At 50.1% G+C, this 14,675-nt stretch carries 11 protein-coding genes; 7 read left to right on the top strand and 4 right to left on the bottom strand.

The window, feature by feature from the left end; all coding sequences use genetic code 11:
- The first annotated feature begins 4 nt into the window (after nucleotides 1-4).
- Genes C2M24_RS00220 through rluB form a run of 4 tightly spaced genes read left to right on the top strand, consistent with a single transcriptional unit; the run spans nucleotide 5 to nucleotide 2,952 of the window.
- Nucleotides 5-625: an L-threonylcarbamoyladenylate synthase gene (locus tag C2M24_RS00220; protein WP_105199206.1), complete on the top strand. Its 621-nt coding sequence runs from the start codon at nucleotides 5-7 to the stop codon at nucleotides 623-625.
- Nucleotides 622-1,437 carry a segregation and condensation protein A gene (locus C2M24_RS00215; RefSeq protein WP_105212910.1) on the top strand — a complete coding sequence of 272 codons (816 nt, stop codon included), beginning with the start codon at nucleotides 622-624 and terminating at the stop codon, nucleotides 1,435-1,437. The genes C2M24_RS00220 and C2M24_RS00215 overlap by 4 nt, the downstream gene beginning before the upstream one ends.
- Nucleotides 1,438-1,495: 58 nt before the next feature.
- Entirely contained in the window at nucleotides 1,496-2,083 is a 588-nt protein-coding gene (scpB, locus tag C2M24_RS00210) for an SMC-Scp complex subunit ScpB (protein WP_105199208.1), read from the top strand.
- Nucleotides 2,083-2,952, top strand: a complete 870-nt coding sequence (gene rluB, locus C2M24_RS00205) for a 23S rRNA pseudouridine(2605) synthase RluB (protein WP_105199209.1) — start codon at nucleotides 2,083-2,085, stop codon at nucleotides 2,950-2,952. The genes scpB and rluB overlap by 1 nt, the downstream gene beginning before the upstream one ends.
- A gap of 75 nt (nucleotides 2,953-3,027) precedes the next feature.
- Here the strand turns inward: rluB and C2M24_RS00200 are convergent, their stop codons facing one another.
- Entirely contained in the window at nucleotides 3,028-3,774 is a 747-nt protein-coding gene (locus C2M24_RS00200; protein WP_105199210.1) for a YciK family oxidoreductase, read from the bottom strand.
- A gap of 197 nt (nucleotides 3,775-3,971) precedes the next feature.
- Between C2M24_RS00200 and C2M24_RS00195 the strand changes: the two genes are divergently transcribed.
- Both C2M24_RS00195 and sohB read left to right on the top strand, forming a co-directional pair.
- Nucleotides 3,972-6,377, top strand: coding sequence for a VolA/Pla-1 family phospholipase (locus tag C2M24_RS00195; protein WP_105212909.1), 2,406 nt, complete (start codon nucleotides 3,972-3,974; stop codon nucleotides 6,375-6,377).
- Nucleotides 6,378-6,479: 102 nt separating this feature from the next.
- A complete protein-coding gene (sohB, locus tag C2M24_RS00190; RefSeq protein WP_105199212.1) occupies nucleotides 6,480-7,496 on the top strand; it encodes a protease SohB in 1,017 nt (338 codons plus the stop codon).
- A gap of 76 nt (nucleotides 7,497-7,572) precedes the next feature.
- On the opposite strand, the gene C2M24_RS00185 is transcribed toward sohB, so the two are convergent.
- A complete protein-coding gene (locus tag C2M24_RS00185; RefSeq protein WP_105199213.1) occupies nucleotides 7,573-8,907 on the bottom strand; it encodes a dicarboxylate/amino acid:cation symporter in 1,335 nt (444 codons plus the stop codon).
- A gap of 692 nt (nucleotides 8,908-9,599) precedes the next feature.
- Here C2M24_RS00185 and topA point away from each other — a divergent pair.
- Nucleotides 9,600-12,251 (top strand): type I DNA topoisomerase, encoded by a 2,652-nt coding sequence (gene topA / locus C2M24_RS00180; protein WP_105199214.1) that lies wholly within the window; start codon nucleotides 9,600-9,602, stop codon nucleotides 12,249-12,251.
- 122 nt (nucleotides 12,252-12,373) lie between these two features.
- Here the strand turns inward: topA and C2M24_RS00175 are convergent, their stop codons facing one another.
- A complete protein-coding gene (locus tag C2M24_RS00175) occupies nucleotides 12,374-12,610 on the bottom strand; it encodes a hypothetical protein (RefSeq protein WP_105199215.1) in 237 nt (78 codons plus the stop codon).
- Between the two features lie 248 nt (nucleotides 12,611-12,858).
- Nucleotides 12,859-14,475 (bottom strand): alpha-glucosidase family protein, encoded by a 1,617-nt coding sequence (locus C2M24_RS00170; RefSeq protein WP_105212908.1) that lies wholly within the window; start codon nucleotides 14,473-14,475, stop codon nucleotides 12,859-12,861.
- Nucleotides 14,476-14,675: the final 200 nt, after the last annotated feature.

Here is a 14,675-nt window from a genome sequence, read left to right as displayed (position 1 = left end):
AGCCATGAGTCAGTTTTTCCATATCCATCCGCAAAACCCGCAGCGTCGCCTCATTCAGCAGGCGGTGGACATTATTCGCCAAGGTGGGGTGGTGGTCTACCCAACCGACTCGGGCTATGCCATCGGCTGCCAACTGGGTGAAAAGCAAGCCCAGGAGCGTATCACCCGCATTCGTGGCATCGAAAAGCACCATAATTTCACCCTGATATGTCGTGATTTATCTGAGCTTGCCACCTATGCCCGGGTCGATAACCAGATGTTCCGCCTGATTAAAAACAATACCCCGGGGCCCTATACCTTTATTTTAAAAGGTACCAAAGAAGTACCGCGCCGGGTGCTCAATGAGAAAAAGAAAACCATAGGCATTCGCGTCAGCGACCATCCTATCAGCCAGGCTTTATTGGAAGAGCTGGATGCGCCCTTGATGAGTTGCTCGCTAATTTTACCAGGTGAGCAGTTTACCGAGTCAGATCCGGATGAAATCCGCCTGCGTTTGGAAAAACAGGTGGACGTGATTATTCACGGCGGCTATTTAAGCGAGCAGGCCACCACTGTGATAGATATGTCCGAAGACGATATCGAGGTGCTGCGCATAGGCTGTGGTGACCCAAGTCCATTTCAATGACAGAGCAAGTCGTACCCCAGCAACAAAAGTTGCCTCTGGCCTTTATCCGCGGCGAAGCCGTGATAGAAAAGCCGGAGGACTTGTATATTCCTCCCGATGCCTTAGAGGTGGTACTGGAAACCTTTGAAGGTCCCCTAGACTTACTTTTATATCTGATCAAAAAGCATAAGCTCGATGTGCTGGAGCTTTCTGTGTTTAGCATCACAGAACAATATATGAAGTATGTGGAGATGATGCGCGAGTTTCAGCTTGAATTGGCGGGGGAATACCTGGTGATGGCGGCGCTGTTGGCGCAAATTAAGTCGCGACTGTTGTTACCGGTACACCAGGAGTTGGGGGAAGACGAGGAAGACCCTAGAGCCGAGCTGGTGCGCCGTCTGCAGGAATACGAGCAATTTAAAAAGGCGGCAGAGCGTCTTGATGAAATTCCGCGCCTTGAGCGGGATATCTTTACCGCCCATGCCCTGGTTGACGAGCAGGCCAAGCCCGAGCCGCTGTTCCCCGATGTCTCCATGCAGGATTTGATGCTGGCGCTCAGTGATGTGATGGCGCGGGCAAAAACCTTTGAGCATCATCATATTAGTCCGGAGCATTTATCTACCCGCCAGCGCATGAGTGATATTCTCACGCGGCTGCAACAGGCGCCCGGTTACCTTGACTTTCATGCCTTATTCACCGTATCCGAGGGCCGTGCCGGTGTTGTCGTCACCTTTATTGCCATTTTAGAGCTGACCAAAGAAGGGCTGATCTTGTGTCAGCAGGCCACGAGCGAGTCTTTGATCCATGTGCGCCTAAAACCACAAGAGGCATGAAGCGCTTTGCCTTAGGGCCCGGCTCTGCCATAATAGCCGCTGCGACGGAGGTGCAGTCATGAGCAGCAGACGTATTAGTGATGAGCAACTGGTCGAGCTTATTGAAGCGGCTATTTTTGTATCACCACAACCACTGACAAAAAAACAACTAAAAGAAACCCTACTCAGTGATATCAGCGTGGCGCCCAAGCGCCTGAACCAGGCACTGGAAAGCATAGAAGAGCATTATCAAACCCGCGGCATTCGCCTGGTCAAGGTGGGCTCGGGCTATCGTTTTCAAGCCTGTAGCAGTCTCAGCCCCTGGCTAAGTCAGCTGTTTGTGGAGCGCGCTCCCAAGTATTCGCGGGCGCTGATGGAGACCTTGTCACTTATCGCCTATCGCCAGCCCATTACCCGGGGTGAGATTGAGCAGGTACGCGGCGTGACCGTGGCCAGTAATATTATCAAAACCCTGCAGGAGCGGGGCTGGGTAAAGGTGGTAGGCCATAAAGAGGTACCGGGAAGGCCGGCCTTGTATGCCACCACCAACGAGTTTTTAGACTATTTTTCTTTATCTGGCCTTGAGCAGTTACCGCCCTTACCGGCGCAGCAACACAGCCAGATAGAAAAACTATTACATGATCCTTCTGTGAGAGAACCATCTTAATGAGTGAAAAGTTACAAAAAGTGTTAGCCCGTGCCGGTGTTGGCTCCCGTCGTGAGATGGAAAAGTACATCGAAGGGAACCGTGTCAGTGTTGACGGCAAGGTGGCGCGTTTGGGCGACCGAGTTGAAGTAAACCAGGTGATCCGTGTTGACGGCCATATCGTCAAGATTGAGCAGCCGGCGGAGCGTATTTGTCGAGTGATCATGTACCATAAGCCGGAAGGCGAGTTGTGTACCCGTAAAGATCCTGAAGGCCGCCGCACCGTATTTGACCGCCTGCCGCGTATCGACGGCGATCGCTGGATTGCCATCGGTCGTTTGGATATCAATACCTCGGGCCTTTTGTTGTTTACCAATGACGGGGAACTGGCTAACCGCCTGATGCACCCCAGCTATGAAATCGAGCGTGAATACTCGGTACGTGTCTTCGGCGAAGTCACCAATGACACCTTGAAAACCCTGACCAAAGGCGTTGAGCTCGATGACGGCCCGGCACGCTTTCATACCATCAAGCCTATGGGTGGTGAAGGGATCAACAAGTGGTTTAATGTAACCCTGAGTGAAGGCCGTAACCGTGAGGTACGCCGTATGTGGCAATCGCAGGGCGTGGAAGTATCCCGTCTTATTCGTGTGCGCTACGGTGAGCTGGATCTGAATAAACGTTTGCCTCAGGGTGGCTGGGAAGAGCTGGAGCTGGGTCGCGTCAACTACCTACGTAAGAGTGTTGGCCTGCGCCCGGAAAAGCAAACCAAGTTGACCGTAGAGCAGCTGCAGCCTAAGCGTAAGGATAAGCGCGCTCAGGTGAACCGTATTCGTAAGGCGGTGAAAAAGCACAACCAACGTGTGCAGCAGCAAAAGAAACGCAGATAGTCACTGCGAAACAGCCAATAAAAAACGCCGTGTAATACGGCGTTTTTTATGTCTAAGCCAAATTAAATTATTAGCTTACTTTTTTGTTTGCGCATCCAGCGACTGACCATTTACCTCGATTGAGTCATCGCTCATCAGGTACAGGTAGGTCGGCATCAAATCTTCTGGCGTCGCCAGTTTATCTCTGTCTTCACCTGGGAAGGCGCTGGCACGCATGCTGGTGCGGGTAGCACCTGGGTTAATACAGTTGATGCGGATGTTGGTTTTACCCACTTCTTTTGACCAGGTTTGCATCATGCCTTCGGTGGCGAATTTAGAGATAGAGTAGGCACCCCAAAATTCACGACCCTCGCGGCCTACACCCGATGAGGTAAAGATAATAGATGCATGCGGCGCCTTGCGTAGCACAGGGAACATGGCCTTGGTTAACAGCGCTTGGGCGGTGACGTTAACCTTCATAATGCTTTCAAAGGTCGATGAGCAGAAGTGCTCAAGGGGACCTAGAGAGCCGAGGATACTGGCATTGTTCAACAGGCCATCAAGCTTGCCGAATTGCTGCTCTATGGTGGCGGCTAAGTCGCGATAGTTTTGCTTGGTTGCACCTTTTAAATCCAAAGGTACAATCGCAGGCTGTGGGTAACCGGCGGCAACGATTTCATCGTACACGGCCTCAAGTTTTTTGGTGGTTTTACCCAGCAAGATCACTGTCGCACCGTGCTTGGCGTAAGTCAGGGCGGCAACACGGCCGATGCCGTCGCCGGCTCCAGTAACAAGTATAGTTTTTTGGTCTAGTGCATTCGCACTTGCATTGTAGTTTTGCATCAGTAGCACCTAGCGCATGATTTTTGCTGGATTTTACCACAGTCAATAAACAAGTAAGTGATTTATTACAAATTTAAGTAGCGAAACGTACCTGTTTACGATAAGTTAAACTGGTCTAATGTGTCATTAACGATTTTCTATCATTTTGATTAACATTATTTGCGCAGAACAATAAGAACAGGTTTGGAGCCAACACAATGAAAAAAATGCTACTTTCTCTCGCTGTAGCTTCTGCTCTCGCTGGCTGTGGCAGCGAAGACACGCTCGAAGAAATCAAAACAGAAACCCCAACAGTCATTCCACTATCTACCGTGGTTTTTGACCCAAGTAACGGCGCTGTGTCGGTTCCCAACGACCTGCTATTTAGCGGCACTCAAGACGGTACTTTAGCTATTCCCGGCGAAGGCGATGATTACAGTAGCCCCCAGTTGGCCCTTGGTGCCTTGGACGGCTGGTCGACGCAAACGCCATTTAAAATCGACTTAAAATTCGCAGCCGGCGTAAGCTTAGATGCAACCTCGGCAGCCACCCCGGGTAGCGTGCGTATTTTTGAAGTGGTGATGGGCGCAGATCAAAGCTCGCAAAGCTGTGCTGCCGTGCCCGCTGGTATCGCTTGTGAGTTCGTTAAAGAATTAGGCTTCGGCGTAGATTTTATCACCCAGGGCAGTGGTGACGCAGTGGCCGTAGTGCCGTTGAAACCTTTCACGCAAGGCCGCTCTTACATCACTGTATTAACAACCGGTCTCAAAGACAGTGAAGGTCGCGCCATCGCGTCTTCGTCAACTTACGCCTTGGCCAGCGGTGAAGAGCCTTTGGTGACGCCAGAGCAAAAATCACTGCAAGCGGTGCTCAACAGCTATGAAAATGTCATTGTTGGCAGCACAGATTTAAGCAAGGACGATATTATTTATTCGGCGGCCATGACCATGCAATCGGCCGGCGAAATCTTGAATACCATTAAGAGTATCCTGGCGGCCTCAATACAAGAGCCAAGCCTGCCGACGCCTGCGGTGCAAATTCCAGAGCAGCCCCTTATTACCGTGGGTCAGGTCTTCGCCATGCAAGGCATGCAAGATGTGCCTGTGATGTTTAACGCGGTCAGTTATGAAAAAGGCAGCGTGCTGCTTCCTAACTATCTAAAGACTCCTGAAGGCACCGAGCTTAGCGATTTAAACGACATTTACTGGCAGGGTGCCTGCGATAATGCCGTTGCGGTGATGGCCCATAGAGCCAATGTCGGTGAAGCTTTCCCTGAGCAACCACAAACGACCGAGGATGCCTTATGTCATGCTCTAAGTGGTGGGTTACTGCGCGATCTGGGTCTAGATGATAAGCGTCATCTCACCAAGTACAATAAGATCCCGAAAGTACAAAGCTACGCCAATGTGCCGGTGCAGATCACCAAGCCGAGCGATTTGGCCACCCTAAACGCCATTCGTGGTCAGTTAGGCTTGCCAGCGATGAGCATGCCTGAAGGCGGTTGGCCCGTGGTTATCTTACAACACGGTATTACCCGTCAAAAAGAAGACATGCTGGCATTAACTGGTGCGCTTAGTCTGCAAGGCTTAGCAACCGTGGCCATAGATTTACCGGCGCACGGTGAGCGCGGTATCGATGTGGATCTTGACGGTACCGATGATTTTAACGCTACTACCGGCTCTATCCTGGCCTATATGAACCTGCAATCCCTGTTGGTGGGCCGTGATAATGTACGCCAGTCAACTGCGGATCTATTGGGTCTGCGTTTGGCCTTAAACTTCAGTGGCGATCCTGAACTAAACGCCCAAGACGTGAGCCTGGGTGCCATTTCCATGGGCTCTATCGTGTCGCCGTCGTTCTTGGCCACAACCAATACGCCGCTGGCACCTCAGGTAGACCCATTATTCAAGGTGCATACTGCAGCGCTGAGCAGTGGTGGTGGCGGTGCCGCCAGCATCTTACTTAATTCCGATACCTTCGGTCCCTTTATCCAGGGGTCGGTATTATTAGGCGCAGGTAGCGCAGAATCGGCCGCCTTTAGCGCCTTTATGCAAGGCGATGCCCTGGCCAGCTGTGCTCAGTATGTAGAAAACCAAGAAGCCTATGTAACTTGTAGTTATCAGGCCTTCCTGGCTTCACTGCAAGCCACGGGCGACAGTGCCAGCTTGGCGAACATTCAAGGCCTGGTCAGTGAGTTCTCATTTGCGGCGCAGACCATTATTGATGCCGGCGATCCGACCAACTACGCCATGCGTGTCAATGCTCAGGGTACACCTGTGCTGACAACCGCGGTGGTGGGTGATGGTGCGGGTAATAAACCTGATACCGTAGTTCCGGTGCAAGTGGCAACCAACCCGATCGCCGGTACCATTCCTTTGTCGCTCTTGATGGGCGCAACGGTTGCTACCGAGATGAAAATGACTCCAGAGCCGGCCAGCTACCTGGTTCGCTTTGCTAAAGGTCACCATGGCTCCTTGCTAACACCGGCACCGGATGAGATGGCAGGTGCCGATGCGCAAAGCAGTGCTGCGGCTAACGCTGAAATGCAGCGCCAGTTTGCTACATACCTGGCAACTAAAGGTACTGTATTGCCGATTTCAGATGCGTCTGTTATCGCCAAGTAAGCGTATAACTTAGAGATTGAAGCCGTACCCCTAGGGTGCGGCTTTTTTTATGTCGCTACGCTGTGTTACATTGCCTGCATAGTAAATTTAAGAGGAATTTCAGTGGAATACTTGTTTGAATATGGCCTGTTTTTGGCTAAAGCCCTGACCATAGTGGTGGCCATAGGTGTGGTTATTGCTCTTATTGTTGGCGCCGCGGCCAAGCCAAAAACTAAACCCGGCACTTTGGAAGTAGATGATTTATCCGAGCAGATGAAGCAGATAAAGGATGACTTCCTAGACAATACGCTGGATAAAAAAGCGTTAAAGGTACTTAATAAAGAGCGCAAGCAGGCGGCTAAGGAAGAGGCGGACAAAGAGCCTAAGGGGCGGCTTTATGTTATCGACTTTAAAGGCTCTATGGATGCTCATGAAGTTGAGTCCTTGCGCCAGGAAGTGAGCGCCATTATCAGCTTGGCGGATAAGGATAAAGACCAGGTGCTGGTGCGTTTAGAGAGCGGCGGCGGAGTAGTACACGGCTATGGCCTTGGTGCATCGCAATTACAACGTCTTAAAGACGCTGAGATTAAGCTGACCGTGGCCATAGACAAGGTTGCCGCCAGCGGTGGCTATATGATGGCCTGTGTGGCCGATGAAATAATCGCCGCGCCCTTTGCCATCGTCGGCTCTATCGGTGTGATTGCGCAAATCCCTAACTTTAATAAGGTGCTCAAAAAGCACGATATTGACTATGAGCAGATCACCGCGGGTCAATATAAGCGCACCCTGACTCTGTTTGGCGAAAATACCGATGCCGGACGGGAAAAGTTCCGTGAAGAAATAGAGCAAACTCATACTTTATTTAAGCAGTTTGTTGCCGAGCATCGTCCCGCGCTGGATATCGAGCAAGTGGCCACCGGGGAGCATTGGTTTGCCCTGGATGCCCATAACAAGGGTCTGGTGGACAGAATAAGCACCAGTGACGATGAGCTATTAAACCTGGTGAAGGACTACCAAACCTACAAGGTGACCTATAAGCAGAAAAAAGGCCTGGCGGAGAAGGTAGCAAAGAATTTTGCCATCACCATTGAGCAGCTTGGGATGCGCCTTTGGAGTAAGAGCAAAAGTCTTAGGCCTTAATTTTATAGTGTGATAAAAAAGCCTCGCGTGTTGCGAGGCTTTTATATTTCAGATCACAGCCCGTAGGCCTGAGCCGTTAGCTCTTAGCCTTGGGGTTGTATTCTTCAAGTTCCTTGGCCGATTCTAAGTCGTTAAACACGGCTTCATCGAGCTGACCTTCGGACTTGGCTACCACACAAGTCACCATACAGTCGCCGGTCACATTAACCGCGGTGCGGGTCATATCCAGCAGGCGGTCAACACCTATGATCAGGGCGATACCTTCTACCGGCAGGCCAACCTGGTTAAGCACCATGGCCAGCATGATCAGGCCAACACCGGGTACGCCGGCTGTGCCCACAGAGGCCAGAGTTGCAGTAAGAATAACCATAAGGTAATCGGATAGCGTTAAATCAACCATAAAGACCTGGGCGATAAATACGGTGGCCACACCCTGCATAATGGCGGTGCCATCCATATTAATGGTGGCGCCCAGAGGCACTGTAAAAGAAGCCACAGAGTTGCTGGCGCCCAGCTTCTTGGTTGCCGTCTCAAGGGTAACCGGCATGGTGGCGCTGGAGCTTGAGGTACTAAAAGCAAACAAGCAGGTGTCTTTCATCTGCGCCAGGAATCTAAATGGACTTAGGCCGGTAAAGACTTTGAAGATAACCGAGTAGTTTATTAAACCATGGATGGCCAGGGCCAAAAGCACCACGCCAAAGTATTTGGCCAGGCTCCAGATCAGTGCGATTTCTATGGTGGTAAAGAGTTTTGCCATCAAACAAAATACCCCGTATGGGGCGATGTTCATAAGCAGGGTCACCAGCTTAAGAATCACATTGTTTAGGTCTTCGAAAATTGCGCTTAAGCGCTGTCCCGCTTCGCCGCTAAGGGCCATGGCGACACCAAAGAGTAAAGAAAAGACGATTACTTGCAGCATGTTGCCATTGGCCATGGCATCTATTGGGTTGGTCGGGAACATGCTGATGATCACCTGCGCCAGGGTCGGTGCCTGTTTGGCATCAAAGCTGGCATCATGAGGCAGGGCGATGCCTTCACCTGGGTTAAACAGCAGCGCCAGGGTGATGGCAACGGTAATGGCAATGGCCGTGGTGGCAAGGTACAAAACGATGGACTTGCCGCCCAAACGCCCCAAAGTTTTCGGATCGCTTAAGTTACAGGTACCGCAAACTAGGGACACAAACACCAAGGGCACCACTAACATTTTTAAGCTGGCGATAAAGATTTGTCCGCCGATATGGAACAGGCCATCAACGAAAAATGCTTTAATTGGCAGGGAAAAAAGCCCTAAGTTCAACAGTAATTCTTGTTCACCGCCGAGGATAAATTTGAACAGGAAGCCAACAAATACTCCCAGTCCCATACCCAGCATAATGCGTGTGGTGAGACTTAATGAACCTTGTGAAGACATAAGTAACGATCAACTTCATTATAATAATTTTGCTATAGCCTATCAGCGAACCGGCTTTAATGCAGCGAAAAACGATAACTTTTTATCAATCTGCGCACTAAATAAGCAGGCCGCTAACCGTGATTTTGTGGCTCTGAACACGGGATAAACAATCAGTTTTTATGCTTTAGGAGGTAAATGCAGGGTGCGCGGTTGGCAATTTTGTTTTTATTCCTATATATTTGCCCCGCAAAAGGGTCTGTTGACCTTTGCTGTTTGTTTCTGCAGCAGTTTGAGGTGTATTTATACAAGGTAGAGCATGTGTGGTGTAGTTATTCTACATGAGCATGCGATAACACAGTAGAAAGACACTACAAGCGCTGCCCTGTGGGTTCATCTAAACGCCTCCTGCTCTTTGTTGCTCACTATTTACATAGAATAACTAAGCTGCATAGCTCGCGTCGCGATCAGAATGCGTTTAGATTGAACATAAAGTAAACCGCAAAGATAAACAGACCCTAGCCAGTGGCCGCTATTTTACATAATTCGCCTCTGGTTAAAAGCGCAGCAAGCGCTGGTTAAAAAATCACTGATTGGATAAAAGTTTAGTGTTAAAGCTTGTAACAATGGGTGATAGTAGATATACCTATATTTATTCGTGCCCAGGACAAGGGCAGTCATTATATATAAGAGATGGGTCAACTTAGACTATTATGGGCAAATCGCTAGTCATTGTAGAGTCTCCTGCAAAAGCAAAAACAATCAATAAATACCTGGGTAAGGACTTCATCGTTAAGTCCAGCGTTGGTCATGTCCGTGACTTACCTACGTCTGGCTCGGGTAAAGCCAAAGCACCTGCAGGCAAGTCTCCGGCAGAAGTACGTAAAATGGCGCCGGAGGAAAAGGCGGCCTATAAAAAGAAGCGAGACTACCAAAACCTAGTTGCGCGCATGGGCATAGACCCGGAAAAAGGCTGGCAGCCCCATTATGAAATCCTTCCCGGTAAAGAGAAGGTGGTTCAGGAGCTGAAAAAGCTAGCCCAAGATGCCGATGAAATCTATCTCGCAACCGATTTGGATAGAGAAGGGGAAGCCATTGCTTGGCACCTCGAAGAAATTATCGGTGGCGATAAAGACAAGTATAAGCGCGTGGTGTTTAACGAAATCACCAAAAATGCCATTCAACAAGCCTTCTCAGCTCCTGGCGAGCTCAACACCGATATGGTGCAGGCGCAGCAAGCCCGCCGTTTTCTCGACCGTGTTGTGGGCTTTATGGTATCGCCGCTGTTGTGGCAAAAAGTTGCCCGTGGTTTGTCTGCCGGTCGCGTTCAGTCTGTCGCCGTGCGTTTGTTGGTTGAACGCGAGCGCGAGATCAAGGCCTTTATTCCTCAGGAATTCTGGGATATTCACGCCGATGTTAGCGCCAAGAAAGAAGCCCTGCGCCTGTTGGTGAGCAAACAACAAGGTGAAGCATTCAAACCTGTAAATAAAGAACAGGCCGACGCCGCAACGGCACTTTTACAAGATGCTCGTTATGTGGTCAGCGAAGTAGAAGAAAAGCCGAGCAAGAGCCGTCCGAGTGCCCCCTTTATTACCTCGACCATGCAACAGGCAGCCAGTACGCGCCTGGGCTATGGCGTAAAGAAAACCATGATGTTGGCGCAGCGTCTGTACGAAGCCGGTTATATTACCTATATGCGTACCGACTCGACCAACCTGTCGCAAGACGCGATAAACATGTGTCGCGACTATGTTAACGACAAGTTTGGTGCTAATTATCTGCCGGAAACCGCCAATATTTACAGCGCTAAGGGCAATGCCCAGGAAGCGCACGAAGCGATTCGTCCTTCCGATGTCAATATACTTTCAGGTCATGTAGAAGGCGTCGACGCCGATGCCAAGAAGCTGTATGAACTGATCTGGCGCCAGTTTGTGGCCTGTCAGATGGTACCGGCGCAATACGATTTAACCACCATTCGCGTAGAAGCCGGTGACTTTGAGCTTAAAGCCAAGGGCCGAGTGATGCGTTTTGACGGTTGGACGCGAGTGCAGCCAGCGGTACGTAAGAAAAACGAAGAAGAGCAGGCGCTACCGGCATTAAAAGTCGGTGATGAACTGTCCTTGGTTGAGCTTGACCCGCAGCAGCACTTTACCAAGCCGCCGGCGCGTTTTAGCGAAGCGAGTCTGGTTAAAGAGCTTGAAAAGCGTGGCATTGGTCGTCCTTCTACCTATGCGGCCATTATCAGTACCATTCAGGATCGCGGCTATGTGCGTGTTGAAAACCGTCGCTTCTTTGCCGAGAAAATGGGTGAAATCGTCACCGATCGTCTGCTTGAGAATTTCACCGAGTTGATGAACTATGACTTTACCGCCAAAATGGAAGAACGTCTGGATGATATCGCCGAGGGCGAGCGTCAGTGGACTCAGGTACTGGATAACTTCTACGCCGACTTTAGCAGCCAGCTGAGCATTGCCGGTGGCGATGAAGCCGAAGGCGGCATGCGCCAAAATCAGATGGTGGAAACCGATATCGATTGTCCGACCTGTGGTCGTAAAATGGGTATTCGTACCGCATCAACCGGCGTGTTCTTGGGTTGTACCGGCTATAACCTGCCGCCGAAGGAGCGTTGTACCACCACCATGAATCTTACCCCAGGTGAGGAAGCGGTGAACGCCGATGAGGTGGAAGACGTAGAAACCTCGACCCTGATGCAGATGAAGCGCTGTCCTAAGTGCGAAACGGCGATGGACTCTTACCTTATCGATGAAAACCGTAAACTGCATGTCTGTGGTAATAACCCGGGTTGTAGCGGCTATCTTATTGAACAGGGTCAGTTTAAGCTTAAGGGTTATGATGGTCCCATTATCGAGTGCGATAAATGTGGCAGCGATATGGAGCTGAAAAACGGCCGCTTCGGTAAATACTTCGGCTGTACCAATGAAGAATGTAAAAACACTCGCAAGCTGTTGAAAAATGGTGAGCCGGCGCCACCAAAAGAAGATCCTGTGCACCTGCCGGAACTAGAGTGTGAGAAATCGGACGCCTACTTTGTGTTACGTGACGGCGCTGCAGGTATTTTCCTTGCCGCTTCGACCTTCCCGAAATCAAGGGAAACACGAGCGCCTAAAGTGGAAGAGCTGCGACGCTTCCGTGACCGAATTTCACCGAAATTCTATTACCTTGCCGACGCGCCTAGTGAGGACTCGGATGGTAACCCGGCGATTGTCCGCTTTAGCCGCAAAACCAAGTCTCAGTATGTGATGACAGAGGTAGATGGTAAGGCCACGGGCTGGAAGGCAACTTATGAGCATGGCAAATGGGTGGTGGAAGAAAAGCAAAAAGCCGCTGCTAAAAAGGCCAAATAGGGCTCGCAGTAAGTCCATCTAACTCGCTATAAAAAAAGCCGCTCTGGATTCCAGGCGGCTTTTATTTTCCCCTAGGCTTATAGCCAGCGTTTGAACGCGCGTGCTATGAATAAGCTAAGTGGTTATTTGATATCTACTTTTTCTACAGTTTGATAGCCCGCTGAGGTCAACTCCTCGTTGACGCAGTCCAAAACGTACTTGTACAAGCCTTGCTCGTCGATGTCATCTTCCCTGGCCCAGTCTAGGCACATCTGCGTGTACTCCTTGATCGTCTCCGCGGGGGCGACTGGTAAATCATCACTGGCATAAGCATTGCTTAAGCTAATAGCAAATAACACACTTAAAACTTGGCATTTCATATTCTTATCCTCTAGGAATTAATATCGTTGCCATGGTTGCCAAGGGCAAAACCATTCAACATGGCTGTATTTTTAGCTCAGTGTGGGTACTTAGAAAAGTGAGTTATTTTTATCGTTAGGATAAAGAAAATCGCCGTTATGCAAGGTAAGATTTGCCGAGAAAAAAAGAGCACCTTAGGGTGCTCTTGTGGGTGTGCGCTAGTCACTGTGAATCTTGTTGACCGGTTTTAAGCTTGCTTAAAGTGTGCTTAAAGCTGCGCGAACCAGCAACCAAAGCCAGGCAGAGTCAGGGTGTTGCCCTCAAGCGTGCCGCTGTGATGGCTAAGCTGGTTAAACTGCTGCACAGGCTGTGCCTCTAGGTCTATCTGTGCGCTCTGCGCTGCCAGGTTGAAGTAACACAGCAGGGTTTTGCCCTGATGCTGACGACGAAACGCTAAGATTGGCTCATCGCTGTCAATAAAGGCGATATCGCCTTCAAGCAATACGCTCTGACTGCGACGCCAATGCATAAACTCTTGATAGGCCTTAAGGATAGAGTCCTGCTCCTGCTGTTGTGAGGCCACATTGTTTAGCAGGTGGGCAGGGCTCAGTGGCAGCCAGGGCTTGGCACTGCTAAAGCCGCCTTGTTCAGTGTCTTGCCAAGGCATGGGCGTACGACAACCGTCACGGCCTTTAAAGTTTGGCCAGAAGGTGATGCCATAAGGGTCTTGTAGATCTTCAAACGCCACGCTGGCTTCGCCCAGACCCAGTTCTTCACCTTGATACATGCACACACTGCCGCGCAGTGAAGCTAGGAGTGCGGTCAACATTTTCACCTGCTGTGGCTGTACTTCGCCGCTTGGTGACCAGCGGCTGGCAACGCGCTCCACATCATGGTTGCTAAAGGCCCAGCACGGCCAGCCTTCAAGCATACGCGCTTCTAAGGTTTCCACCGTGGTGCGAATGTATGCACTGCTGTAGTCATTGGTTAGCAACTCAAAGCTATAACCCATGTGCAGTTTGTCGCCACCTGAGGTGTACTCGGCCATGGTCGCTAAGGAGTCTTCCGAAGAGATTTCACCCAGCGCTACTGTGCCTGGGTACTTGTCGAGCAGGGCACGGATATCGCGCATAAACTCTAGGTTTTCCGGCTGTGTATTATTGTAATAGTGGTATTGGAAGGCGTAAGGGTTATCTTCGCTAAAGCCACGACCCTGACGTTTTTCCTTCGGCTTGGCCGGATTGTCACGGAGCTGGGCATCGTGATAGCAGAAATTAATGGCATCCAAACGGAAACCATCAACGCCTTTTTCCAACCAGAACTCAACATTATCGAGTACCGCTTTGCGTACGTCCGGGTTATGGAAGTTAAGATCCGGTTGCTCGGTTAAGAAGTTATGCAAATAATACTGACCGCGACGGGGCTCCCATTGCCATGCCGGGCCGCCGAAAATAGACAACCAGTTGTTAGGCTGAGTGCCGTCTTCATTGGCATCGGCCCACACATACCAGTCGGATAAGTCATTGTCTTTGCTTTCGCGGCTTGCTAAGAACCAAGGGTGCTGATCTGAGGTATGACTTAATACCTGATCGATAATAATCTTGATGTCACGCTTATGGGCTTCGGCTATCAGCTCATCGAAGTCGGCAAGGTCGCCAAACAGCGGGTCGATATCGCGGTAGTCGCTAATATCATAGCCAAAGTCTTTCATCGGAGACTTAAAAAACGGCGAGATCCACACGGCATCCACGCCGAGATCGTTAATATAGTCTAAGCGGTTGATAATACCGCGAAGATCGCCAATGCCATCACCATTGGTGTCTTGAAAACTGCGGGGATAAATTTGGTAAATAACCGCACCTTTCCACCATTGTGGGTTTGCCATATCACACTCCAGATGAAAACCTAATTAGTCAAACTGAGAAAAGAATACGGCATGCTACAAAGGCTTGTAAAAGAACTGCATACGTATGCATTGTGGATACGTATGCAGAAAATGAAGCAAAAGCCTCCTATTGGGCTGCAAAAGGGGCAGTAAGTAACTCAAACCAAGTTTACCAATGGGAAAAATACATTACTTGATTG

It is taken from the genome of Pseudoalteromonas sp. T1lg22 (assembly GCF_002964645.1).
Lineage (GTDB): Bacteria > Pseudomonadota > Gammaproteobacteria > Enterobacterales > Alteromonadaceae > Pseudoalteromonas.
The sequence above is the reverse complement of the archived record's forward strand: the minus strand, read 5'-3'. Positions and strand labels throughout refer to the sequence as shown.